Annotated in this window: 23 protein-coding genes and 1 pseudogene; 8 read left to right on the top strand and 16 right to left on the bottom strand. The window is 65.8% G+C overall.

Annotated features, from left to right (window positions below):
- The 6 genes and pseudogenes from RI841_RS03745 to RI841_RS03720 form a co-directional block, all read left to right on the top strand.
- Positions 1-301 (top strand): annotated as a pseudogene (locus tag RI841_RS03745) (NAD(P)H-flavin reductase); the annotation flags it as partial.
- On the top strand, positions 298-1,011 hold the full coding sequence (folM, locus tag RI841_RS03740; protein WP_310704239.1) for a dihydromonapterin reductase: 714 nt from the start codon (positions 298-300) through the stop codon (positions 1,009-1,011). The pseudogene RI841_RS03745 and the gene folM, both read left to right, overlap by 4 nt.
- Before the next feature lie 84 nt (positions 1,012-1,095).
- Entirely contained in the window at positions 1,096-1,224 is a 129-nt protein-coding gene (locus tag RI841_RS03735; RefSeq protein WP_310704238.1) for a hypothetical protein, read from the top strand.
- Positions 1,225-1,286: 62 nt separating this feature from the next.
- Positions 1,287-1,412, top strand: coding sequence for a hypothetical protein (locus RI841_RS03730; RefSeq protein ID WP_310704237.1), 126 nt, complete (start codon positions 1,287-1,289; stop codon positions 1,410-1,412).
- Between the two features lie 299 nt (positions 1,413-1,711).
- Entirely contained in the window at positions 1,712-2,776 is a 1,065-nt protein-coding gene (locus RI841_RS03725; RefSeq protein ID WP_310704236.1) for a 3-deoxy-7-phosphoheptulonate synthase, read from the top strand.
- 67 nt (positions 2,777-2,843) lie between these two features.
- Positions 2,844-3,356 carry a DUF3087 family protein gene (locus tag RI841_RS03720; RefSeq protein WP_310704235.1) on the top strand — a complete coding sequence of 171 codons (513 nt, stop codon included), beginning with the start codon at positions 2,844-2,846 and terminating at the stop codon, positions 3,354-3,356.
- Positions 3,357-3,430: 74 nt separating this feature from the next.
- Here RI841_RS03720 and RI841_RS03715 read toward each other — a convergent pair whose 3' ends face one another.
- Together RI841_RS03715 and RI841_RS03710 are read right to left on the bottom strand one after the other, a co-directional pair.
- On the bottom strand, positions 3,431-5,377 hold the full coding sequence (locus RI841_RS03715; RefSeq protein ID WP_310704234.1) for a hypothetical protein: 1,947 nt from the start codon (positions 5,375-5,377) through the stop codon (positions 3,431-3,433).
- A 76-nt stretch (positions 5,378-5,453) separates the two neighbouring features.
- The gene (locus RI841_RS03710; protein ID WP_310704233.1) at positions 5,454-7,331 is read right to left on the bottom strand and encodes an alkaline phosphatase PhoX; all 1,878 of its coding nucleotides are present in this window, start codon (positions 7,329-7,331) and stop codon (positions 5,454-5,456) included.
- A gap of 96 nt (positions 7,332-7,427) precedes the next feature.
- Between RI841_RS03710 and RI841_RS03705 the strand changes: the two genes are divergently transcribed.
- Positions 7,428-7,697 (top strand): alkaline phosphatase PhoX, encoded by a 270-nt coding sequence (locus tag RI841_RS03705; RefSeq protein WP_405000909.1) that lies wholly within the window; start codon positions 7,428-7,430, stop codon positions 7,695-7,697.
- 210 nt (positions 7,698-7,907) lie between these two features.
- Here the strand turns inward: RI841_RS03705 and ppk1 are convergent, their stop codons facing one another.
- Both ppk1 and hemB read right to left on the bottom strand, forming a co-directional pair.
- On the bottom strand, positions 7,908-10,112 hold the full coding sequence (gene ppk1 / locus RI841_RS03700) for a polyphosphate kinase 1 (RefSeq protein WP_310704232.1): 2,205 nt from the start codon (positions 10,110-10,112) through the stop codon (positions 7,908-7,910).
- A gap of 46 nt (positions 10,113-10,158) precedes the next feature.
- Positions 10,159-11,211 (bottom strand): porphobilinogen synthase, encoded by a 1,053-nt coding sequence (gene hemB, locus RI841_RS03695; RefSeq protein WP_405000908.1) that lies wholly within the window; start codon positions 11,209-11,211, stop codon positions 10,159-10,161.
- Positions 11,212-11,385: 174 nt separating this feature from the next.
- On the opposite strand from hemB, the gene elbB reads away from it, so the two are divergent.
- Positions 11,386-12,048 (top strand): isoprenoid biosynthesis glyoxalase ElbB, encoded by a 663-nt coding sequence (gene elbB, locus RI841_RS03690; protein ID WP_310704230.1) that lies wholly within the window; start codon positions 11,386-11,388, stop codon positions 12,046-12,048.
- Positions 12,049-12,168: 120 nt separating this feature from the next.
- Here the strand turns inward: elbB and tatC are convergent, their stop codons facing one another.
- The 12 genes from tatC to argS form a co-directional block, all read right to left on the bottom strand.
- Positions 12,169-12,933, bottom strand: a complete 765-nt coding sequence (tatC, locus tag RI841_RS03685; RefSeq protein WP_310704229.1) for a twin-arginine translocase subunit TatC — start codon at positions 12,931-12,933, stop codon at positions 12,169-12,171.
- On the bottom strand, positions 12,930-13,373 hold the full coding sequence (gene tatB, locus RI841_RS03680; RefSeq protein ID WP_310704228.1) for a Sec-independent protein translocase protein TatB: 444 nt from the start codon (positions 13,371-13,373) through the stop codon (positions 12,930-12,932). The genes tatC and tatB overlap by 4 nt, the downstream gene beginning before the upstream one ends.
- A 6-nt stretch (positions 13,374-13,379) precedes the next feature.
- On the bottom strand, positions 13,380-13,649 hold the full coding sequence (tatA, locus tag RI841_RS03675) for a Sec-independent protein translocase subunit TatA (RefSeq protein WP_310704227.1): 270 nt from the start codon (positions 13,647-13,649) through the stop codon (positions 13,380-13,382).
- Positions 13,650-13,703: 54 nt separating this feature from the next.
- Complete coding sequence (locus RI841_RS03670; RefSeq protein WP_310704226.1) at positions 13,704-14,039, bottom strand: phosphoribosyl-ATP diphosphatase; 336 nt, start codon at positions 14,037-14,039, stop codon at positions 13,704-13,706.
- 44 nt (positions 14,040-14,083) lie between these two features.
- Positions 14,084-15,706 carry a ubiquinone biosynthesis regulatory protein kinase UbiB gene (gene ubiB / locus RI841_RS03665; RefSeq protein WP_310704225.1) on the bottom strand — a complete coding sequence of 541 codons (1,623 nt, stop codon included), beginning with the start codon at positions 15,704-15,706 and terminating at the stop codon, positions 14,084-14,086.
- Positions 15,703-16,344 carry an SCP2 sterol-binding domain-containing protein gene (locus RI841_RS03660; RefSeq protein WP_310704224.1) on the bottom strand — a complete coding sequence of 214 codons (642 nt, stop codon included), beginning with the start codon at positions 16,342-16,344 and terminating at the stop codon, positions 15,703-15,705. Before RI841_RS03660 ends, ubiB begins: the two co-directional genes overlap by 4 nt.
- Positions 16,345-16,351: 7 nt before the next feature.
- On the bottom strand, positions 16,352-17,107 hold the full coding sequence (gene ubiE, locus RI841_RS03655; protein WP_310704223.1) for a bifunctional demethylmenaquinone methyltransferase/2-methoxy-6-polyprenyl-1,4-benzoquinol methylase UbiE: 756 nt from the start codon (positions 17,105-17,107) through the stop codon (positions 16,352-16,354).
- 249 nt (positions 17,108-17,356) lie between these two features.
- Entirely contained in the window at positions 17,357-17,740 is a 384-nt protein-coding gene (locus RI841_RS03650; RefSeq protein WP_310704222.1) for a DUF971 domain-containing protein, read from the bottom strand.
- Between the two features lie 121 nt (positions 17,741-17,861).
- Positions 17,862-19,184 carry an ATP-dependent protease ATPase subunit HslU gene (gene hslU / locus RI841_RS03645; RefSeq protein WP_310704221.1) on the bottom strand — a complete coding sequence of 441 codons (1,323 nt, stop codon included), beginning with the start codon at positions 19,182-19,184 and terminating at the stop codon, positions 17,862-17,864.
- Between the two features lie 2 nt (positions 19,185-19,186).
- Positions 19,187-19,705: an ATP-dependent protease subunit HslV gene (gene hslV, locus RI841_RS03640; protein ID WP_310704220.1), complete on the bottom strand. Its 519-nt coding sequence runs from the start codon at positions 19,703-19,705 to the stop codon at positions 19,187-19,189.
- A gap of 150 nt (positions 19,706-19,855) precedes the next feature.
- Complete coding sequence (locus tag RI841_RS03635) at positions 19,856-20,572, bottom strand: SPOR domain-containing protein (protein WP_310704219.1); 717 nt, start codon at positions 20,570-20,572, stop codon at positions 19,856-19,858.
- Positions 20,573-20,575: 3 nt separating this feature from the next.
- Positions 20,576-22,261, bottom strand: a complete 1,686-nt coding sequence (gene argS / locus RI841_RS03630) for an arginine--tRNA ligase (RefSeq protein WP_310704218.1) — start codon at positions 22,259-22,261, stop codon at positions 20,576-20,578.
- Positions 22,262-22,452: the final 191 nt, after the last annotated feature.

Raw genomic sequence — 22,452 nt, 5'->3', positions numbered from 1 at the left:
GGGGTATGCCAATATCCGCTTCCATGCCGTGACCGAGGTGGCTCCCGAGAGAACCGTGACCGGGGAGCGGGTCATCGGCCACCGCGGCCGCATCGATCAGGCCCTGGCAACGACCCTCGATGACGTCTCGGGACATGACGTCTACGTCTCCGGCTCGCCGGGCATGGTCTACGCCTGCATCGACGTGCTGGCCTCGCTGGGGCTCGAGCCCTCGCGGGTCTTCTCGGATGTCTTCGCCTATGCGCCGCGGGACCCCATCGTGCCCACCGCAGGCAGCCTGGTGAGGGAGGGGCGGTCATGAGCGCCTCGCCGATCCTGATTACCGGCGGGGGCCAGCGCCTGGGACGCCACTGCGCCGAGCGATTGCGTGACGACGGCCACCCGGTGATCATCAGCTATCGCCGCGAACGCCCCGAACTGGAGATGCTGCGTGAGCGGGGTATCGTTACGTTGCCGGCCGATTTCTCGACGGAGGCGGGTATCCTGGCGTTCCTCGACCGGCTCCGGGCCGAGACGACCTCGCTGCGGGCCATCGTCCACAACGCCAGCACCTGGGCGCCGGACTCCAGCGGCCCCGAGGCAGGCGCGAATTTCGAGCGGCTGTTTCGCATCCACATGCTGGCGCCCTACCTGATCAACCTGCATGCCCGGGAGTTGCTCGAGGCATGCAGCGAGCCCCAGCGCGACATTGTGCACATGACCGACTACGTGGTGCAGAAGGGCTCGAAGAAGCACGCCGCCTACGCCGCCAGCAAGGCGGGGCTGGACAACCTGACGCTGTCGTTCGCCGCCATGTACGCCCCCACGATCCAGGTCAATGCCATCGCGCCGGCGTTGATCATGCTCAACGAGGGCGATGACGAGGCCTACGCCGAGAAGGCCCGCGCCAAATCGGCCATGCAGATGATCCCCGGCCCCGGGGTGATCTATCAGAGCCTGCGCTACCTGCTCGACAATCGCTACGTCACCGGCGTCACCCTGCCGGTGGACGGCGGGCGCCACCTGCGCTGAGCCTGCGACCATCGGTGCCGTGCCGGACGCTGCCATCTTCGCTAGAATGCGGCTCTACCCTGACGCGATACGGAGGAGTGATACATGGCGGGACATGACATGAATTTCAAGGATGACAGCGGCCTGCTGTCCGTGGTGCTTGGCCTGGTGGTGCTGGTGGCCATGAGCTGCCTGCCGGCTACCATTGGCTGGTATCAGCTGTTCGCCGGCTGAGGACGGCCCTTGCCAGTCATGCCGCAATGCGGCAGGATGAAGTAATACCTCAGGAGCGACCCATGACCATGACCCGCCGTGCCAAGCCCACTCTCCGCGATGCCTGCATCGGCGTCGAGCGTGTCGGCCTGGGCGGCTACTGGTTTGGTTACTGGTTTATCCCCGGGGTGCCCGCGGCCATGTCCTGAGTGCAAGATGCGACATCGCCGGGAGGCACCCCCATCAGGGCCGCCTCCGCCAGAACCCCCGGACGGCCGCCCCGCCCGGGGGTTCTGCGTTTCACGGCCCCCGACCACACAACTGACATCCAGGAGAGAGACCATGATCGCATCCATCGCCATCCGCCTGACCCGGGGATTCGCGGGCTATGATAGCTATTGGCGATTTAGCGAGCTGCGGTCGGCTCACTCCGCCACATCCGGCCGTAGCGAGATCGGTGGCACCCGACACACACGATGTATGACCGCTACCCGGAGTTGATGACGCCATGAACGCCTCCCTTGCCACCGCCCCTCTGACCGAGACCCTGCGCTCCGCCGCCAACCCGGCCCACCCGCTGCCCACTCCCGGCGAGCTGCGCCGTGAGCTGCCGCTTTCTCCAGAGCTGGCGGCGCGGATCGAAGTTCAGCGCCAGGCCGTGCACGATATCCTTTCCGGTCGTGATGACCGCCTGCTGGTGGTGGTCGGTCCCTGCTCCATCCACGATCCCGAGTCGGCCCTGGAGTACGCTCGTCGCCTCGCTGCGCTGGCCCCCCAAGTGGAGGATCGCCTGCTGCCGGTGATGCGCGTCTATGTGGAGAAGCCGCGCACCACCGTGGGCTGGAAGGGACTGGCCTATGACCCGGACCTCGATGGCAGCGGTGACATGCCCCGCGGTCTGGAGGTGTCGCGTCGGCTGATGCGCGATGTGGCCGAGCTGGGACTGCCGGTGGCCACCGAGCTGCTGCAGCCGATGCTCTCCCCCTACCTGGAGGACCTGCTCTCCTGGGTGGCCATCGGAGCCCGCACCACCGAGTCGCAGCTGCACCGCGAGCTGGCCAGCGGCCTGGAAGCGGCGGTGGGCTTCAAGAATGCCACCGGCGGCGACATCGGCGTGGCGTTGGATGCCATGCGCGCCGCGGCGCACCCCCACAGCCATTTCGGGCTGGATGAAGCGGGGCGCCCGACAGTGCGCAATACGGCAGGCAACCCTCATACCCAGCTGGTGCTGCGCGGCGGCCACGGCGAGCCCAACTACCAGGCTCGTCATGTCCAGGCGGCGCGCCGGGCCCTGGAAGAGGCCGGGCTGTCGCCGCGGTTGATGGTCGACTGCAGCCACGCCAATGCTTGCAAGGACCACCGTCGCCAGAGCGAGGTGCTGCTCGATGTGCTGGCCCAGCGCCTGGCAGGCGAGACGGCGCTGGCGGGGCTGATGCTCGAGAGCCATCTCCACGAGGGTAAGCAGCCGCTGGAACCGGGCCGGCTGCGCCATGGGGTCTCGGTCACCGACGCCTGCATCGGCTGGGAGACCACCGAGCATCTGCTGCTCACGGCCGCCGAGCGTCTGCGTTAGCCCTGTACCGCGGGGGGCGATGTCGGGATAATGCCGTCGATTGCCGATTCGCTACCCGGAGCTCCCCATGCCGTTCCAGTTCGAGGACCACGACCCCGAGACCTATCGCCGCAAGGCCAAGCTGATCAGCCTGGCCATGGCCGGCCAGCTGATCGTCTTCGGCCTGGTGTTCGTCCAACTGCTGCAGGTTGCCTTCGACGGCGGCTTCTGGCTCAACGTGCTGGGCGTGCTGTTGGGGCTGGCCGCGACCAGCCTGGTCTTCGCCGTGTTGCGCGAGCGCCCCTGGATGACCGAGATGCGCTATGTCTGGCAGCTCAAGCACCAGCTCTCCCGGGTCAGTGGCTATCTGCCGGCGCTGCGTCGCGGCATGGCGGAGGGCAACGACACGGCGCTGGCGGTGCTCGCCTTCTACCACCAGGGCATGGCCCAACTCGCCGAGCTCAACGGCCGCACCCTGGACGACGATGCCGAACTGCTCGCCGAGCGTGAGGTGGTGCAATCCGCCCGTCGCGAGCGCGGTCTGCCCGAGCGCGTGACGGGGCTTGACCCCCATGACCTTGATGCGTTTCGCAGGGGCTGACGATGAGCATCCTGTTCTTGTCACCTCTCGTCTCGAGATGCGGTCGATGTGTCATCACCCGCGCCATGGCCGTCTCAATAGTCGAGGATTGGCTGGTAGTCGGGTGAATGCGTGATCTCGGTCGGCGTGATCCCGACGCCCCAGGTCAGGCTTGTGCGATCCGTATCGATGGGGCGGTCAGTCACGATTTCGCCGACCTTGTAGGAGCGGCCGTCCTGATGGGCAAAGGCGGTCTCATCGTTGCGGAAATAGCGGAAGGTCACGGGTGTGTCGGGAAACACGTCCTTGCCGAAATCGTAACGCTGGGTGGCCACGACCATGCGATAGCCGCGCGCAGCCTCAAGCGCGGCGATCTGCGGCGGGTAAAGCAGCGCGCCGGCCACGTTTCCGTCAGCATCCAGATGATCGCCCCGCTCGGTCAGTTCCTTCAAAAGCCGAGCGCGAAGCCGTTGCGCGCCCCTATATTCCTGCGCCGAATCGGTCTTTAGCGCCGGCCAGTCGGCCGCATAGCCCCGCTCGGTACGGATGGTCTGCGACAGGAACGCCTCGACGCTGGCAGGCATGTCGCCATAGAGGCTGACGCCCACGACATGTTCGAGGAAATGCGCGAATTCGCCATTTTCCATGGCGCGATTGATTGGGTCAAAATGCGAGGAAAGGCCAATGTCGCCTGTAGCCCCGGGTGCGCGATAGCCCATTGCGGTATTTTCGCCCCATCCCGTATCGCCGGGCAGGCGGCGCGGCAGTGCCCAGGTGCTGTCGATGGTCACACCCACGCCGGACTGAAAGGTGGCATGGCCCCCGGTTTCACGCTGGGGTGTGTGGCCGGAATGGCAGCCGACACATTGGGTCAGCTCCGACGGCGTCTGGGCGCGCAGCGCGCCGCCCGCATCCTCGATCCAGCCGGCAAGGATCCAGCCAGCGCCGTTGTCGATCCAGCCCTCGGTACGGCTGGCATAGGCCGGCGCACTTTCCTCCTTGATCTCGGGGCCGGCATATTCGGGGTCGAACCGCCGGATCTTGTACATGTAGCGGATTTCCTTCACTCGGTCGGCGCGGGCGCCGGGGAAACGGCCGGGGGCGCCATCGGTTCCGTCGGCCTCAGTGTCCACGTAATGCAGCGGGTGCGCGAACTCGGTGCCGACGGGGTATAGGCCCGGTTTGACCGGCTCTGCCGCAGCGGCGCCTTGATACGTGGTGGGCGCGTCCCTGGGCAGGTGATCCGACACTGCCGCGGCCAGCAGGTCGAGGTTCGCGGCATAGGTCGCCAGATTGAACCGGCCCGCAGTATCGCGCATGAACCTCACCGGTAGGCGGACATAGATGCCCGAGACCGACCCTGTCAGCGGGGTGAAGATCCCGTGAGGGACGAAATTAACCGCCCGCCAGCCGGTGACCCATCCGTGGCCATCGTTGAATAAGGCGCCTTCTTGGCGTGTGCTGCGTACGAAACCATCCGCGTCCGCCGGCAGGTCGACGGGCGACAGCGCCGGGAACAGGCGGAACGGATCATCCTTGGCGCCGCTGTCCCAGACGCGGGCATCGCCGGGGCGGCGCGCGGCGGCCGCTGTCCAGTTGTCCTGCCGAACCCAGGCTTCCATGTCCCAAGCGGACGGCTCATGGCCGGCTTCGACCGCGGCGGCGCGCAATTTGTCGGGGAATAGCGTGTTTTCCCACGGGTTGATCGACCCGTTGGGCCGGAACGGGTAATTGAGCGCGGCAAAGGCATATTCTGCGGTCAGATCGCCGATGAACGGCGAGGCCCCACCCTGTGGCGCGTTATTGCCGAAACGGCGGTTAGCCAGCCCGTCGGTATGGCAGACCTGGCAGGGGTTCTGAGTGCCGCCCGCGGTTTCGATATAGCACTGGGCGGGAATATGTGCATAGGGGTTCGTAAAGCCCGCGCGCGAGATGTAGTCGCCGATCAGCGGCGCGGTGCCGTTCTGTGCCAAGGCGGCAATACTCAGTGCGGCAAGGCTGGCGCCGGTCAAAAGAGCGGGGCGAAGCGGCATATGGTTCATGGCGTGTCACTTGTCCTCGGGTGCGAACGTAAAAAAGCCGGGCCCTGTCACAGGCCCGGCCCCCGGAATCAGCAGATCAGAAACCCGGCAGACCGCCCAGATAGCCGATATGCGCGTCGAGCTTGTAGTTCGGCGTGCCGTAATCGTTGGTGCCGTACATCTCGATCGCGGCGGCTTCCAGCCTGGCCACCATCTCGTCGGGCATCGAGGAAATCCACTCGCCCTGGTGCTGGTTGTTGGCCATCACGTAGGCATGGCCGCCGATGTTGTCGACGACCTGAAGACCGGTGGCCTCCGCGCCCGACGCCTGGGACAGGATGCGGCTCAGCTTGCCGGTATCGACGTTATAGGCCCAGACGAAGTTGTTGACGTGGGTGCCGGAGTCTTCACCGACAAAGAGCGTGCGCATCTCGGGCGAGAAGAACAGGTTGTCGGGGTTGGCGATCTTATCGGGATGGGCGATGTTGCCCAGTGCGTCGACCGGTATATCCTCGCCCAGCAGCGCGGCGGGCACGCGCATCGCGGTGCCGACCCAGTCCGAGTTGATCGGCTCGCCGTTGGTAGCGACGCGACCGCCATCCATGGCGACCTCGTAGGTGGCGCCGGCCTTGATCTTCTCGACTTGGATATGATCCTGCGCGGCGCCCTCTTCGGTCTGCATACCCTTTTCGTTATAGGACATGGCGACATAGAGGTTCTTTTTCTTCGGATCGGCGTCGATGCCTTCCATCTTGTTGAAATCGGTCGTGGCGCCAAGATAGGCAGCCATGCGGCGTGATTCCAGGAAGGCCGCGGCCTGTTCCATGCCGTCTTTCAGGCGCAGAATCTCGTCGCCCGAATGACCGGCGCGGATCATGCGATAGCCCTGATCGGCCCAGTCTGGGGTCGCCTCGGCGGTGGTCGACTCGAAGATGTTGTCGAAGGTCACGCCGCTGTCGATGATCGCCTTGATCTCGGCGTCGGTGCCATGACCCAGCTTGACCCAGTCGAGCGTCGCGGCGCCGCCACCCTGACCGGAAACCTGGTTCCAGCGCGTGGCGTAAAGCGTGCCGGCGGACAGGTCTTCCGCTTCGTCCGCGACATACATGAACAGCGCGACATGGTTGCCGTCATCGCCGAAATAAACGGTGCGGCTATCAGGCATCACGCGGGCCAGCTCCCAGGTGGCGCGCCCCATGGAGTAGTGCTTGACCACCTCGGTGGAGCCATCGGCCTTGACCGTCACTTCCGGGATGTAGCCGTAGTTGTAAGGGTTGGCTTCGGCATCACCGAGATACATCTCGTTCAGCGCGCGAATGCCTTCCGTCGCCTTATTGCGGTTCTTCTCGCCGGATACAGCCTGGAAGTAGAGGTCGTAATCCTCTTCGGACCCCAGGTGGGTGTTCCACGGGGTCGGGCCGCCGGCACAGGGGATCCAGAGGCCATCAACGGAGGAAAAGTCGATCGGCTTGACCGATTTTGCTGTCAGCTTGCCGTCGGGGCCCTGCTCTACCTCGGTGAGGCTCATCGACATGGGCATGCGCGAATACCAGCCCTCGGTACGGCGGGCCTCGGCGCCGTTGGCCAGGATCCAGTCGTATTCATAATGCGTGACCATGAACAGGTTGCCGTCGATGTCCAGCAGGCTGTTGGCGTCCGGCGTTTCGGCGATGATCGGATCGCCGTTCATGTCCATCAGCGGCTCGCCCTTGGCGTTGAAAAGCTGGCCAGCGGCATGGTCGCCGATCTTGTCGGTGTTCTTGAACATCGACATGTAGGAGAGTGGGAATTCCTTGGTGGTGCCGTCGCTATAGCGCACGATTGCCGAGGATTTTGAATGCGTCGTTACCATTTCGGCGGCGTCGGTGGGGGCGGGTGTGTCAGTGAACTCGACGGCGACGATGTCGGCCGCCATGGCCGCGCTGGCCGTCAGCGCCAGCGCAGCCGTGCCGCACAGGAAAGGGAGTTTTGTCATGTGATCCGGTTCCTTCAAAAGTTGGTGTTAACGTCTATTGACTCTGCCGTCGTGTTACGACGTTCACTGACTCTGCCAAAGTGTTGCGACACTTTCATGACGACCCCTGCCCCTCGTGTGGCCGTTGCCACCGGCGATCACCGCAACGAGGCTCGCACCTACGGTTACCAGGTCGAGGTCGATCCCTATACCGAGCGTCGTGCCGTCAAACGGACCGCCATGGGCCGCTTGGAGGCGGGCAAACCAGTGGTCTTCTACTCCGGACACGATGCCCGCAATGAGTACCTCTACAAGTATGTGTCCAAGGCGGCCTGGAGCCCCGCCGATGGCCGAGTGTGCCCGCGTGCCGGCACTGTGATGATCTAGAAGGAGGATGGCGGCCAGATCGCCGTCTGACCGGGCTTCGCCGGGAGCTGGAAGAACGCCCGCTTCGCGGGCTTGAGCTTGAAGCCGGAAGAAAGACCGCCCCCGCAGCCTGGCTGCGGGGGCGGTTCGGTTTATGCTGCCCTTCGAGCTTCGAGCTTCGAGCTTCGAGCTTCGAGCTTCGAGCTTCGAGCTTCGAGCGAAGCCCGGCGCTCAGGCCCTGGCGGCGTAGGCGAAGAGCAGGGTCTCCTGGGCGCTGATGGGGGCGGCGCTACCGGGTTGCTGCTTGACATAGAGGCCGTCGCTGCGCAGTAGCCAGCTCTGGCAATTGTCCACCAGGTAGGTCTCGAGGTCCTTGCGGACCCGGGCGGCCAGCTTCTTGTCCAGCAGCGGGAAGCAGGTCTCCACCCGATGGAACATGTTGCGCGCCATGAAGTCGGCGCTGGAGCCCCAGGTCTCCGGTTTGCCGTCGTTGTGGAAATGGAAAACCCGGGTGTGCTCCAGAAAGCGGCCGATGATCGAGCGCACCCGGATGTTCTCCGAGATGCCGGGAATGCCCGGGCGCAGGCAACACATCCCACGGATGATCAGGTCGCACTCCACCCCGGCCCGGGAGGCCCGGTAGAGAGCCTGGATCAGCTTCGTTTCGGTGAGCGAGTTGCATTTTATGATCAGGTGGGCGCGCTTGCCCTTCTGGGCATGCTCGGCTTCCCGGTCGATCTTGGCCACTATTTGTTCGTGCAGGGTAAAGGGGGCATGCAGCAGCTGCTCAATCTGCCGGGCCCGGCCCATCCCCGAGAGCTGCTGGAAGACCTTGTGCACGTCGGCGCACAGTACGGGGTCGGCGGTGAGCAGGCTATAGTCGGTGTAAAGCTTGGCGGTCCGCGAGTGGTAGTTGCCGGTGCCCAGGTGGGCATAGTGGCGGAGCTTGCCCCGTTCTCGGCGCACGATGTGCATCATCTTGGCGTGGGTCTTGTAGGCCATCACCCCGTAAATGACGATGGCACCGGCTTCCTGAAGGCGCGAGGCAAGGGCCAGGTTGTCGGCTTCGTCGAAGCGTGCCCGCAGCTCGATCACTACCGTGACCTCCTTGCCATTGCCGGCGGCCTCGACCAGGGCGTTGACGATGGGCGAGTCGGCACCGGTGCGGTAGAGGGTCTGCTTGATGGCCAGCACGTCCGGGTCCCGGGCGGCCTCTCCGAGCATCTCCTCCACCGGGGAGAAGGACTGGAAGGGGTGGTGGAGCAGGATGTCGTCATCGGCGATCGCGGCCAGCACACTGTCCGTCTTGCGCAGTGCCTTGGGCAGGCCCGGCGTGAAGGGGCGGTAGAGCAACTCGGGGCGCTCCACGTCGCCCAGCACCGACATCATGCGGGTCAGGTTCACCGGGCCGTTGACCCGGAAAAGGTCCGCCTCCTCGAGCTGGAACTGCCGGAGCAGGAACTCGGTCAGCTCGTCGGGGCAGTTGTCGGCCACCTCCAGCCGGACACCACTGCCGTAGCGCCGCGACAGGAGCTCGCCGCGCAGTGCCGAGGCAAGATCGGAGACCTCCTCGGGGTCCACGGAGAGGTCGGCGTTGCGGGTCAGACGGAACTGGTAACAGCCGAGTACCGCCATGCCGGGAAAGACTTCCTCAGCATGAGCATGGATCATCGAGGAGAGGAAGACATACTCGTTGAAGCCTGTCTCGCAGAGTGCCTCGGGCAGGGCGATCACCCGGGGCAGCGAGCGAGGTGCCGGCAGGATGGCCAGGCCACCCTCGCGGCCGAAGGCATCCTTGCCCTCCAGCTGGACGATGAAGTTGAGGCTTTTGTTGACCAGCCTCGGAAAGGGGTGTGAAGGGTCCAGCCCGATGGGGCTGACTACCGGCATGATCTCGGTCTCGAAGTAGTTGCGCACCCAAGCCCGCTGGGTCTCGGACCAGTCCCCGCGGCGGCGGAAACGCAGCCGCTGGGCCTCCAGGGCAGGGATCAGGATTTCGTTGAGGATCTGGTACTGACGCGCCACCTGGGCATGGGCGATCTGGGCGATCTCGGCCAGGACCGAGCGGGGGGAGCGACCGTCGGCGCCGGTGGAGTCATCGCCGAGCAGGACCTGGCTCTTGAGGCCGGCCACGCGGATCTCGAAGAACTCGTCCATGTTGGATGAGAAAATCAGCAGGAACATCAGCCGGTTGAGCAGCGGATGGGCCTCGTCCAGGGCCTGTTCCAGCACCCGGACGTTGAACTGCAAGTGGGAGAGTTCGCGATTGAAGTAGAGCCCGGCATCGGCCAGGTCTGCCTCCGGGGCGGGAAGCGCCTTGGGCTTGATCCCGGTGCGGGTCTGGTTCAACCGCGGGACGGGAGGCTCGGGGCGCTCGCCATTCTGGGGAGGTGTGGCCGTGTCGGGTGGCCGGTCGGGACCGCGAGTCTCTTCCATGGAGTTTCCCTGTCGTCGGGCGGAAGGGCGCTGTCCCTCCCGTCGTTTAGGTCGTCGCGAGCAGTCGGGCTGCGCGCTTGGCGAAGTAGGTCAGCACCCCGTCGGCGCCGGCGCGCTTGAAGCAGAGCAGTGACTCGAGGATGACTGCGTCCGCCTCGAGCCAGCCGTTCTCGAAGGCGGCCATGTGCATGGCGTACTCGCCGCTCACCTGGTAGGCGAAGGTGGGCACCCTGAGCTCGTCCTTTACCCGGCTCACTACGTCCAGATAGGGCATCCCGGGCTTGATCATCACCATGTCGGCCCCCTCGGCCAGGTCCAGGGCCACCTCATGGAGCGCTTCGTCGCCGTTGCCAGGGTCCATCTGGTAGGTGGTCTTGTCGGCCTTGCCCAGGTTCCCGGCGGAGCCCACGGCGTCGCGGAAGGGGCCATAGTAGCGAGAGGCGTACTTGGCGCTGTAGGCCATGATCCGGGTGTTGACCAGCTGTTCCTGCTCCAGCACCTGGCGGATCGAGCCGATACGCCCGTCCATCATGTCCGAGGGCGCCACCACATCGGCACCGGCCTCGGCGTGGGAGAGTGCCTGCTTGAGAAGGGTCTCCACGGTGCGGTCATTATGGACATAGCCTGCCTCGTCGAGGATGCCGTCCTGACCGTGGCTGGTGTAGGGATCGAGCGCCACGTCGGTGATGATGCCGAGCCCCGGGATCGCCTCCTTTAGGGCGCGCACGCTGCGCTGGACAAGGCCAGCGGCGTTGTAGGCCTCCTCGGCCAGTTCGCTCTTGAGCTGCGTGCCTACCACCGGGAAGAGGGCGATGGCCGGGATGCCGAGTGCAAAGGCCTCGCGGGCCTCCTCGATCAGCAAGTCAAGCGACAAACGCTCCACGCCTGGCATGGAGGGTACCGCCTCGCGTTGGCCCTCGCCCTCGAGCACGAACACTGGCCAGATCAGGTCGGCCGTGGTCAGGGTGTGCTCGCGCATCAGGCGGCGCGAGAAGTCGTCACGACGCATGCGGCGCAAGCGTGAGGTCGGGAACTGGCGTGTGGTCGTGAAACTCAAGGCGTCTCTCCGGATAGGGGGTCGGGACCGCCGTCTCGTCATCGTGGCGATGCAGGATGACGGCTTGATGACAGCAGGGGTCGAATGTCTCGAGTATATCAGTGTCGCCCGGCGTCGAAAGCCGCGCCTTGTCGCACCCTGACCGACTCTCTAAAGTGAAGGCTCGCGGATTTCAGGGCCTGGCTTCGCCGGGCGCCTACCTTCAAGGAGAAAGGCATGAGCAAACAGGTGGCGGTCATCCTCTCGGGATGTGGCGTGCAGGACGGTGCCGAGATCTACGAGACCACCCTGACCCTGCTGCGCCTCGACCAGCTGGGCCTGGGCTATCGCTGTTTCGCCCCCGATATCGAGCAGCATCACGTCGTCGATCATCGTCGCGGCGAGGTGGCCGAAGGTGAGCATCGCAATGTGCTGACGGAGTCGGCCCGTCTGGCCCGCGGCGAGATCTCGCCCCTCGACGAGCTCGAGGCCGACGACTTCGATGCGGTCATCCTCCCCGGCGGCTTCGGTGTCGCCAAGAACCTCTCGACCTTTGCCGTGGCGGGGGATGGCATGGAGGTGCTCGACGTGCTCAGCGAGGCGCTGTCCGGCTTCCATGAGGCGCGCAAGCCGATCGGCCTGATGTGCATCAGCCCGGTGCTGGTGCCGCGCTTGCTCGGTCCCGGCATCGCCGTGACCGTGGGGCATGATCCGGGGGTCGCCGGGGCGATCAGTGCCATGGGGGGCCTGCATCGCAGTTGCGGGGTCGAGGACATCGTGGTGGATTTCGAGAACCGCGTGGTGACTACCCCGGCCTACATGCTGGCCACGCGCATCAGCGAGGCCGCCACCGGCATCTTCAAGCTGGTCGACCGCGTCGATGAGATGATGGATCTCTGACCCGGGCCCCGGGCTTCACCCGGGAGTTGTAAGCTATAAGCTTGACGCTGTAAGTAAAACCCCCAGGGCATTGAATTGAGCCTTGGGGGTTCTTATGGCTTACAGCTTAACGCTCTTGGCTTAATTGTCGTCCGCCTCGTCCTTCTCCCGTTTGCGGCGTACCAGGCGACCGAATAGCAGGCCGACCTCGTAAAGCAGGTACATCGGCACCGCCAGCAGGCTCTGGGAGACCACGTCCGGTGGGGTGAGCAGCATGCCGATGACGAAGCACCCGAGCACCACATAGGGGCGTTTCTTCGACAGGCGCTCCACCGTGGTGGCGCCCGAAAGGATCAGCAGGAAGGTGGCAATGGGGATCTCGAAGGCCACCCCGAAGGCGAAGAACAGCTTTAGGACGAAGTTCAGGTACTGGTTGATGTCGGTCATCACCGCGACGTCCTCCGGCCCGGTCTGGGTGAAGAACTGGAACAGCAGCGGGAAGACGACGTAGTAGGCGAAGGCGGCACCGCCATAGAACAGTGCCACGCTGGAGGCCAGGATCGGCATCGCCAGCGCCTTCTCGTTGTCGTAGAGCCCCGGGGCCACGAAGGCCCAAGCCTGGTGTAGCACATAGGGAATGGCGGCGAACACCGCTACCACGAGGGTCAGCTTGAAAGGCGCGAGGAAGGGGGAGGCGACCTCGGTGGCGATCATCTGCGAGCCTTCCGGCAGCAGCGCCATCAGCGGCTGGGCGACGAAGGAATAGATGTCGTTGGCAAAGGCATAGAGGCCCAGGAAGATCACCAGTATCGCGATCACTGCGCGCATCAATCGCGAGCGCAGCTCGATGAGGTGCTCGATCAGTGGAGCCTGGTTCTGCTCCTGGGTGTCACCGGTCTTGCTCATCGGGGGGCAGAATCCTTGTCGGCGGTGGAGGAGGCATCGGCGGGGCGCTGGCGATCATCGCCCTCGGTGCCCGTGCGGGCCTTGGCGAGGGCATCGTCGAGCCGCTTCTCGGGAGGGGCGGGCGGCAGTGCCTCGCCGGCATCGTCACCTGCCGAGGCCGACGGGCGTTTGCCGCTGTCCTCCTCGGCGATGCCTTCCACGCCGCGCTTGACCTGCTGGACGCCCTCGTCGAGCTTCTTCTGCTGCTCGTTGAGCTTCTGGCGTAGCTCCTCTGTCTCGAGCTGGGCACTGATCTCGCGCTGCATGCCCGAGACGGTGCGCTTGATCTTGCCGACCCACAATCCCAAGGTGCGCGCCGCTTTGGGCAGGCGCTCGGGACCCAGCACCAGCAGGCCCACCACGCCGATGAGCATCAGTTCGAGAAAGCCCATATCGAACATGGCGGGTTACTTGCGCTCTTCCGTGTCCTCGGCCTTCTGCTCGGCCTTGACATCGTAGGTGTTGACCTCCTCGTCATGGCTGACGCGGGCCTGGGGATCGTCGGCTTTCTCGCCCTCCTCGTCCTTCTCCTTTTCCTCTTCGTGCATGGCTTTCTTGAAGCCCTTCACGGCGCCGCCCAAGTCACCGCCGACGTTGCGCAGCTTCTTGGTGCCGAAGATCAGGATGATGATGCCGAGAACGATCAGCAGTTGCCAGATACTGATACCACCTAACATAGTTACTTCCTCAGGTTGGGGGCTCCGGGAAGGACCCGGAAGGGCCAGTTGACTCTATTGTTGCCGTGCGGCCTTCTCGTCGTGTCCGGAGACGCCGAAGCGGCGGGCCAGCTCATCCAGGACCAGGTGGTGGTCGAGGTCCAGGTGCGAGAGCATTACCAGGCTATGAAACCACAGGTCGGCCGTTTCGGCGATCAACGCTTGGCGTGCCTGTTCGTCACCATGCTCGGCATCCTTGGCAGCCAGCAGGGTCTCGGTGGCTTCTTCGCCGACCTTCTCGAGTATCTTGTTCAGTCCCTTGTGATGCAAGGCCGCCACATAGGAATCCTGTGGCTCCGCCCGGCGGCGTTCTTCGAGCACAGCGTGGAGGCAGTCGAGGATGTCGCTCATGGGTGAAGGTTCCGTTGCAGTGGGTGGAAGAGCGGGGCTAGCCATCAGTGCCAGGCCAGCAGCAACACGCCGAGGGCGGCGGCGGCCAGGGCCGGCCAGGGCTGGCCCGCGGCCCACTCGCTCAGCGGCTGCCAGGCGAGCGCGGCGGCCAGAAGCAGCAGGCCCAGGCGCAGCCGCCGTTGGCTCCTGCCCCGCTGGCTCAGCTGCCGGACGATGCCGCCCATGGTGTCGACCTGGCGGCGCCTCTGGCGGTGTTCCAGTTCGGCACGAGTTAGGACCTGATGGGCGAGCACCGGTAGCTCGGGCAGTTGGTGAGAGAGCTCCGGGGCCTGTCGTTTGAGCGACTCCCATAGGCCGCTAACGCCAGCTCGCTCCTTCATCCAGCGCTCCAGGAAAGGCTTGGCGGTACTCCACAGGTCCAGGTCGGGATAGAGCTGGCGACCCAGCCCCTCAATGTTGAGCAGCGTCTTCTGCAGCAGCACCAGCTGAGGCTGCACCTCCATGTTGAAGCGTCGAGCGGTCTGGAACAGCCCCAGCAGCACCTGGCCGAAGGAGATGTCCTTGAGCGGTTTCTCGAGAATCGGCTCACACACGGTACGGATTGCCGCGGCGAACTCGTTGGCCCGAGTTTCCTCGCCCACCCAGCCCGACTCGATGTGCAGAGCCGCCACTTCATAATAATCCTGGTGGAAGAAGGCCAGCAGGTTGCGTGCCAGGTAGTCCTGGTCCTCGCGGGTCAGGCTGCCAACGATGCCGCAGTCGATGGCGATGTACTGCGGGTCGTGGGGATGGTCGAAGGAGACGAATATATTGCCCGGGTGCATGTCGGCGTGGAAGAAGTTGTCGCGAAACACCTGGGTGAAGAAGATCTCCACGCCGCGTTCGGCCAGCTTCTTGAGGTTGGTGCCCTGGGCGAGCAGCGCCGCGGTGTCAGCCACCGGGGCCCCGTAAATGCGCTCCTGCACCATCACCCGTCGGTGCGTCAGCTCCCAGTGGATGGTCGGCACATAGAGCAGCGGAGAGCCCTTGAAATTGCGCTTGAGCTGGGAGGTGTTGGCGGCCTCCTTGGTCAGGTCCAGCTCGTCGAACAGCGTGGCTTCATAGTCGCGGACTACCTCCACCGGGCGCAGCCGACGAGCCTCGGGAATCCGTGCCAGTACACTGGCGAAGCGGTACAGCAGCGCCATGTCCTGGCGCATCACGCGCTCGATCCCCGGGCGAATGATCTTGACCACCACGGCCTCGCCCCCGTGCAGCCGGGCGGCATGCACCTGGGCGACGGAGGCTGACGCCAAGGAATTGGACTCAAAGTCGGCGAAGGCGTCCTCCAGCGACATCGCCAACTCCTCCTCGACCAGCGCCTTCGCCTGGTGAGCCGGGAAGGGGGGTACTTGATCCTGGAGCCGTTTCAGCTCGTCGGCAATGTCCTTGGGCAAGAGGTCGCGGCGGGTCGAGAGCATCTGGCCGAACTTGACGAAGATCGGCCCCAGCGACTCCAGCGCCAGGCGCAGTCGCACGCCGCGAGGGCATTCGCCGATCGGCACCAGGCGCAGTGGCGAGAGGATGAACAGGCTGCGCAGCCACCAGGGCATCCTGGCGAGAGGCAGAAGGGTGTCGAGCCGATAGCGAGTGATCACCCAGAGGATACGCATGGGCCTGAGGATCATGGTGTCGCCTCCGGCTCGGTCAGGCGGCGGCGAAGCCGTGCCAGGCGCGCTTCAAGGCGATCGGTGGCGATTTCCACTTCGGTCAGGTGGTCGCGCATCGCCTCGAGCTGGTGACGCCCCGGCAGCAGCCGTGCCTCCTCGAAGACATATTCGCCCACGTCAGCGCAGAACTCCTGGCGCGTGCGCAGTCCCCAGCGGGAAAGGCTGCGCAGCCCCTCGGCGAGGCTGTTGGCCGGAACGTCGCCGACCCAGCGGGCGAGCTCCGACTCCCAGTCCAGGTCGAGGTCGAGCAGCAGGTCGCGGCTCGCTTCCAGTAGGTGGGTGCGTCCTCGCACGGCGAGCTTGCCCTGGAACATCAGGCGCTCGACAGAGGCCCCGCCCAGCAACTCGCCGAGGGTCTCGGCATCCAGTTCGACCACTGCATCGAAGCCTTCCTCGGCGGTGACGTCAGGACGCAACAGGTCGAGGCCGGCCGGGTGAAAATGGATGGCCAGTGCCAGGGCGGGACGTTCCAGGCGCAGCAGGATACGCTGACCGGCCAGCCGAGCCAGCCGGGATGGCGCTGCCGGGTCGCGGGCGAGCAGGGCGTTCAGGGAGCGCTCCAGGCCGGCCAGCAACAGGGTGGGAGACAACGACATCATGACCTCACAGCTTGATGCCGCGGTGCAGGGCGACGACGCCGCCGGTCAGGTTGGTGTACTCGACCCGCTCCAGCCCGGCGGCCTCCATCATCGCCTTGAGGGTCTCCTGGTCGGGGTGCATGCGGATCGACTCGGCCAGATAGCGGTAGCTGTCGGCGTCGCTGGCCACCAGCTCGCCGATTTTCGGCAGCAGGCGGAAGGAGTACTCGTCGTAGGCTTTGGAAAACAGGGGGTTTCCCGGTTTGGAGAACTCCAGCACCAGCAGGCGGCCTCCCGGCTTGAGCACCCGGGTCATGGAGCGCAGGGCGGCATCCTTGTGGGTGACGTTGCGAAGACCGAAGGCGATGGTGATGCAGTCGAAGGTGTTGTCGGGGAAGGGCAGACACTCGGCATTGGCCTGCACGTATTCGACGTTACCGCCGATGCCTCTGTCGAGCAGCTTGTCGCGGCCGACCCGCAGCATCGATTCGTTGATGTCGGCCAGCACCACCCGCCCGCGGGGCCCCACCATGCGCGCGAACTTCTGCGTCAGGTCACCGGTGCCACCGGCGATGTCGAGGACGCTGTGGCCCGGGCGCACGCCGGAGCGTTCGATGGTCAGGCGCTTCCACAGGCGATGGATGCCCATCGACATCAGGTCATTCATCAGGTCGTAGCGGGCCGCCACCGAGTGGAAGACATGGGCCACGCGTGCGGCCTTCTCCTCGACCGGGACGTCCTGATAGCCGAAGTGGGTGCTGTGCTTGTCACTGGCGCTCATGCAGTGGGGCTCCCGAATCGCTGCGGTGGGGGAGGCCTGACAGCCTCGCAATGGGCGCCATTGTAGCCTTCCCCGGCGGCGATTGTCTTGACGCAGGGAATCACATGCACTGACTCCCGAAGGCGCCGGGGACAGGTCGTAGAGGGGGGCCTATGCCATGGATGGCATCGGTAGCGCCCAGGGAGGGGTCTACAGCGCCCCCTCGGAGGCCTGTCGCCGGATCAGCCGAGGGGCAGGCTGGTTTTGCTTTCAGAGCTGTTTGATTTCAATGCCAAGGGGCTCCCGGGAGGCGCCGGCCTCTTCCAGGCGACGCAGGTAGTCGGCCCAGTTGGCCTCACGCCTGCGGATCAGGTCGTAGAGGTAATCCCAGCTGAAGAGCCCGCTGTCGTGGCCGTCGTCGAAGTGCAGCTTGAGGGCATAGCGGCCGGCCTGGGTGATGTCCTTCAGGCCCACATGCTTCTTGCCCACCTGCAGGGTGGCGGTATCGGGACCGTGGCCGCGTACCTCGGCCGAGGGCGAGAAGACCCGCAGGTACTCCACTGGCAGCCGGTAGCTCTCGCCGCCCTCGTAGGTGAGCTCTAGCTCACGGTCCTTCCTATGGTAATGCACGTTGATGGGAATCGGGGCTGACATAAGCACCTTCGGTGAGTCGTAAGCCTGAAGCTGTAAGCTGGAAGTTAACCCTAAGTGAGTTTATGTCTTCCAACCTTCCGCCGCGCAGCGGCGCTCTTCCAGCTTCAAGCTTATAGTTCGTTCAAAGAATATACCGCGACAGGTCCTCGTCCATCGCCAGCTCGCCGAGCTGGGAATCGACGTAGGCGGCATCGATCGACAGCGGGCTGCCGAAGTCGCCGCCCAGGTAGGAGGCCTCCTCAAGCAGGCGCTCCATCACAGTGTGCAGGCGCCGGGCGCCGATGTTTTCCGTGCCCTCGTTGACCTTCCAGGCAATCTCGGCGATGCGCGCGATGCCAGCCTCCGTAAAGGCGACCTCAAGTCCCTCGGTGGCCAGCAGCGCCTGGTACTGCTTGGTCAGGGCGGCGGAGGGTTCGGTGAGGATGCGCTTGAAGTCCTCCGGCGTCAGGGCGTTGAGCTCGACGCGGATCGGCAGGCGGCCCTGCAGCTCGGGGATCAGGTCCGACGGGCGCGACAGGTGGAAGGCACCGGAGGCGATGAACAGGATGTGGTCGGTGCGCACCATGCCGTACTTGGTGGAGACCGTGGACCCCTCGATCAGCGGCAGCAGGTCGCGCTGCACCCCCTCGCGGGAGACCTCGCCACCGCTGGACTGGCCGCTGCCCTTGCACACCTTGTCGATCTCGTCGATGAAGACGATGCCGTTCTGCTCCACCGTCTCGACGGCGCGGCTCTTGATGTCGTCCTCGTTGACCAGCTTGCCGGCCTCCTCGTCACGCAGCAGGCCGAAGGCATCCTTCACTGCCACCCGGCGGGTCTCGCTCTTCTGCTTGCCCATGCCGGCGAAAAGGTTCTGCAACTGGCTGGTCATCTCCTCCATGCCCGGCGGGGTCATGATGTCGACGCCGGATCCCTGGGGCGTGACCTCGATGTCAATCTCCTTGTCGTCGAGCTGTCCCTCGCGCAGCTTCTTGCGAAAAATCTGGCGGGTCGAGCTGTCCTGGCGCGGCGCGTCCTCCTGGCCGCGGGGCGGCGGCAGCAGGGCGTCGAGGATGCGCTCCTCGGCGGCGTCCTCCGCGCGGTGGCCCACCTCGGCCTTGGCCTGCTCGCGCACCAGCTTGATGGCGGCCTCGGTCAGGTCGCGGATGATCGACTCGACGTCGCGGCCCACGTAGCCCACCTCGGTGAACTTGGTGGCCTCGACCTTGATGAAGGGAGCGCCGGCCAGCTTGGCCAGGCGGCGCGCGATCTCGGTCTTGCCCACGCCGGTGGGGCCGATCATCAGGATGTTCTTGGGCGTCACCTCCTGGCGCAGCTCGCCGTCGAGCTGCATGCGACGCCAGCGGTTGCGTAGGGCGACAGCCACGGCGCGCTTGGCATCCTGCTGGCCGACGATGTACTGGTCCAGGGCGTGGACGATCTCGCGGGGTGTCATCCGAGTCATGGTCAGAGCTCTTCCAGGGTGACGTTGTGGTTGGTGAACACGCAGATGTCACCGGCGATGGACAGGGACTTCTCGGTAATCTCGCGGGCACCGAGGTCGGTATTCTCGAGCAGGGCGCGGGCGGAGGCCAGAGCGAAGTTGCCGCCTGAACCGATGGCGATGATGCCGCCCTCGGGCTCCACCACATCGCCGTTGCCGGTGATGATCAGCGAAGCATCCTTGTTGGCCACGGCAAGCAGCGCCTCGAGGCGGCGCAGGGCACGGTCGGTGCGCCAGTCCTTGGCCAGCTCCACGGCCGCCTTGACCAGGTTGCCCTGATACTTCTCCAGCTGTGCCTCGAAGCGCTCGAAGAGGGTGAAGGCATCGGCGGTGCCGCCGGCGAAGCCAGCCAGGACCTGGCCGTGATAGAGGCGGCGCACCTTGCTGGCGTTACCCTTCATCACGGTATTGCCCAGCGAGACCTGGCCGTCACCGGCCAGCGCCACCTGGTCACCGCGGCGCACGGAAACGATCGTGGTCATGGAGGAGACTCCTTGGGGGAGCGGAGGGCTCCCGATGACTGGCGGCGCCGCGGGCAGGCCCGGGGCGCCGTGGATGAACTCGGGGAAGAGGTGTGGGCGGGGGGCGAGGAATTCAACCTTGGTCGCGTTCCTCTCGCCTGAAGGAGTGGGTCAGTTCTGCAGCTGGATCAGCAGAGGCTCGATGCCTTGGGTCACCATCAGGTCCTGGGCCCGGTTGAGTTCGCGGCGGTCGCTGTAGGGGCCGACCTGGACCCGGTGCCAGGTGTCGCCGCCGCCGGCCTTGACCTCGCTGATCTTGGCGAGCAGGCCGAAGTCGCGGAGTCGCCCCGCCAGCTTGCTGGCATCGCCCGCCTCGCGGAAGGAGGCGGCCTGAAGCATGAAGCGGGCGTCGGCAGGTGGCGCGTCCGTCGCCTGGGTGGACGGGCGTTCTTCCTGCGTCGAGGCGTCGGTCTCCAGGTTGGCGGCGATCACCTGGGCAATGGGGTCGTCACCGGTCGTCTCGGGGCGCTCCGGCGGGGTGGCCGTGGAGGCCGGCACCTTGCCGCCGGGGGCGATCACCTCGGATTCCGGCAGCAGGGTGTAGAACTCGAAGGTCGGCATCGGCGGCTGCTCTGGGGTAGCGGCCGGCTCGTCTTCCCGGGGTTGCTGCGGGCCCCCGGGCTTGGTCAGCACCGTGGCCAGCGGCGAATCGCTGCCCTCCTGCCAGGGGGCGATGCCCTGCTGGTGCTGGGCCAGCAGGAAGCCTGCCACCAGCCCGACCAGGCCCCACAGCCAACCCGGGATGCCGCGCCGCGGGGGTGGCGCGGCGCGGCGCCGCGGGGTGCTGGTGGCGCCGCGCTTCTTCGCTGGCTGCTTCCGGGTGGCCATGGATTACATCTCCTCGGGCGCGCCGACACCCATCAGGTCGAGGCCGTTGCGCAGGACCTGGCGCGTGGCCAGCCCCAGCGCCAGCCTGGCGTTGCGCAGGGCGTCATCGTCGACCATCACCTTCACCGCGTTGTAGCAGGTATGGAAGTCGGCGGCGAGGTCGAGCAGGTACTGGGCGATCTGCTGGGGCTCGTGGGCGGCGGCGGCGTGCTGGACCACCTCGGGATAGCGGGCCAGGCGGTTGAGCAGCGCCTTTTCCTGGTCGGCCTCCAGCAGGGCCAGGTTCTGCACGGCCAGGGCGTGGTCGAACGGCTTCTCCTCGGCCTCGGCCTTGCGCAGCATGCTGCACACCCGGGCGTGGGCGTACTGCACGTAGTAGACCGGGTTGTCGTTGGACTGGGAGCGGGCCAGGTCGATATCGAAGGTGAGCTGGGAGTCCGCCCGACGGGCGGCCAGGAAGAAGCGGGTGGCATCGCGGCCCACCTCGTCGATCAGGTCGCGCACCGTGACGTAGCTGCCGGCGCGCTTGGAGAGCTTCACCTCGACCCCGGAGCGGGTGACCATCACCATCTGGTGCAGCACGTAGTCGGGCCACCCTTGGGGAATGCCGGCCTCGAGGGCCTGGAGTCCGGCACGCACGCGAGTCACGGTGGAGTGGTGGTCGGCCCCCTGCTCGTTGATCACTGTCGCGAAGCCGCGCTGCCACTTGTCGAGGTGGTAGGCGACGTCGGGCAGGAAGTAGGTGTAGTGGCCGTCGCTCTTGCGCATGACCCGGTCCTTGTCGTCGCCGAAGTCGGTGGTGCGCAGCCACAGGGCGCCATCCTGCTCGTAGGTATGGCCCTTCTCGATCAGCCGCTCGACGGTGGCCTCGACCTTGCCCTGCTCGTAGAGCGAGGACTCCAGGAAGTAGACGTCGAACGTCACGCCGAAGGCCTTGAGGTCGAGGTCCTGCTCGCGGCGCAGGTAGGCCACGGCGAAATCGCGGATGGCGTCGCGGTCATCGGGGTCGGCCTTGGCGGTGACATGGCGGTCATCGGCGTGGACGGTTTCGCCGGCCAGGTAGGCGTTGGCCACGTCGATGATGTAGCCGCCGCGGTAGCCGTCTTCCGGCCAGTCCGCGTCGCCGGGGTCGATGCCCTTGACCCGCGCCTGCACCGAGCGCGCCAGGTTGCTGATCTGGGCGCCGGCGTCGTTGTAGTAGAACTCGCGGGTCACCTCATGGCCGGTGGCCTCGAGCAGTCGGCTGATGCTGTCGCCGATCGCCGCCCCGCGGCCGTGGCCCACGTGCAGCGGGCCGGTGGGGTTGGCGGAGACGAACTCTACCTGCACCCGGCGACCCTGGCCGGTGAGGTTGCGGCCATAGGCATTCCCGGCCTCGAGCACCTGGCGCACGACCTGGGCGGCGGCGTCGGTGGCGGCGAAGAAGTTGACGAAGCCGGGGCCGGCGATCTCCACCTTCTGCACGGCGTCGCTTGCCGGCAGGGCCGCGACTAGCGCCTCGGCCAGCTCGCGGGGCGTCTTGCCGGCCGGCTTGGCCAGCATCAGTGCCAGGTTGGTGGCGTAGTCGCCGTGGGCCTTGTCGCGGGTCGGGTCGACCTTGATGCTCGGCGCGATATCGGCGGGCAGCACGCCCTGCTGCCGAAGGTTGTCCAGGGCGCCCTCGAGCAGCGCAATGATGGTCTCTTTCATGGAAGTGTCCTGTGGCGTGGGCGGTACGGAGCGACCGCCGGGCGAGTCTGGGGCGCCATTATCGGCAATCGGCGCCGGGCTTTAAACCCTGCCCGGCTTCGGGCTTCGGGCTTCGGACTTCGGGCACAGGCTGGTCGCTCGTAGCTCGTAGCTCGTAGCTCGTAGCTCGTAGCTCGTAGCTCGTAGCTCGT

Source organism: Halomonas sp. (assembly GCF_031581305.1).
Classification (GTDB): domain Bacteria; phylum Pseudomonadota; class Gammaproteobacteria; order Pseudomonadales; family Halomonadaceae; genus Halomonas.
Note: the sequence above shows the minus strand (reverse complement) of the source record. Positions and strands in the feature narration are given on the sequence as shown.

Bases quoted from the DNA above. Each gene is read 5' to 3' on its own strand.
- folM (WP_310704239.1), top strand. From the start codon at position 298: ATGAGCGCCTCGCCGATCCTGATTACCGGCGGGGGCCAGCGCCTGGGA.
- RI841_RS03735 (WP_310704238.1), top strand. From the start codon at position 1,096: ATGGCGGGACATGACATGAATTTCAAGGATGACAGCGGCCTGCTGTCC.
- RI841_RS03730 (WP_310704237.1), top strand. From the start codon at position 1,287: ATGACCATGACCCGCCGTGCCAAGCCCACTCTCCGCGATGCCTGCATC.
- RI841_RS03725 (WP_310704236.1), top strand. From the start codon at position 1,712: ATGAACGCCTCCCTTGCCACCGCCCCTCTGACCGAGACCCTGCGCTCC.
- RI841_RS03720 (WP_310704235.1), top strand. From the start codon at position 2,844: ATGCCGTTCCAGTTCGAGGACCACGACCCCGAGACCTATCGCCGCAAG.
- RI841_RS03715 (WP_310704234.1), bottom strand. From the start codon at position 5,377: ATGAACCATATGCCGCTTCGCCCCGCTCTTTTGACCGGCGCCAGCCTT.
- RI841_RS03710 (WP_310704233.1), bottom strand. From the start codon at position 7,331: ATGACAAAACTCCCTTTCCTGTGCGGCACGGCTGCGCTGGCGCTGACG.
- RI841_RS03705 (WP_405000909.1), top strand. From the start codon at position 7,428: ATGACGACCCCTGCCCCTCGTGTGGCCGTTGCCACCGGCGATCACCGC.
- ppk1 (WP_310704232.1), bottom strand. From the start codon at position 10,112: ATGGAAGAGACTCGCGGTCCCGACCGGCCACCCGACACGGCCACACCT.
- hemB (WP_405000908.1), bottom strand. From the start codon at position 11,211: ATGACGAGACGGCGGTCCCGACCCCCTATCCGGAGAGACGCCTTGAGT.
- elbB (WP_310704230.1), top strand. From the start codon at position 11,386: ATGAGCAAACAGGTGGCGGTCATCCTCTCGGGATGTGGCGTGCAGGAC.
- tatC (WP_310704229.1), bottom strand. From the start codon at position 12,933: ATGAGCAAGACCGGTGACACCCAGGAGCAGAACCAGGCTCCACTGATC.
- tatB (WP_310704228.1), bottom strand. From the start codon at position 13,373: ATGTTCGATATGGGCTTTCTCGAACTGATGCTCATCGGCGTGGTGGGC.
- tatA (WP_310704227.1), bottom strand. From the start codon at position 13,649: ATGTTAGGTGGTATCAGTATCTGGCAACTGCTGATCGTTCTCGGCATC.
- RI841_RS03670 (WP_310704226.1), bottom strand. From the start codon at position 14,039: ATGAGCGACATCCTCGACTGCCTCCACGCTGTGCTCGAAGAACGCCGC.
- ubiB (WP_310704225.1), bottom strand. From the start codon at position 15,706: ATGATCCTCAGGCCCATGCGTATCCTCTGGGTGATCACTCGCTATCGG.
- RI841_RS03660 (WP_310704224.1), bottom strand. From the start codon at position 16,344: ATGTCGTTGTCTCCCACCCTGTTGCTGGCCGGCCTGGAGCGCTCCCTG.
- ubiE (WP_310704223.1), bottom strand. From the start codon at position 17,107: ATGAGCGCCAGTGACAAGCACAGCACCCACTTCGGCTATCAGGACGTC.
- RI841_RS03650 (WP_310704222.1), bottom strand. From the start codon at position 17,740: ATGTCAGCCCCGATTCCCATCAACGTGCATTACCATAGGAAGGACCGT.
- hslU (WP_310704221.1), bottom strand. From the start codon at position 19,184: ATGACTCGGATGACACCCCGCGAGATCGTCCACGCCCTGGACCAGTAC.
- hslV (WP_310704220.1), bottom strand. From the start codon at position 19,705: ATGACCACGATCGTTTCCGTGCGCCGCGGTGACCAGGTGGCGCTGGCC.
- RI841_RS03635 (WP_310704219.1), bottom strand. From the start codon at position 20,572: ATGGCCACCCGGAAGCAGCCAGCGAAGAAGCGCGGCGCCACCAGCACC.
- argS (WP_310704218.1), bottom strand. From the start codon at position 22,261: ATGAAAGAGACCATCATTGCGCTGCTCGAGGGCGCCCTGGACAACCTT.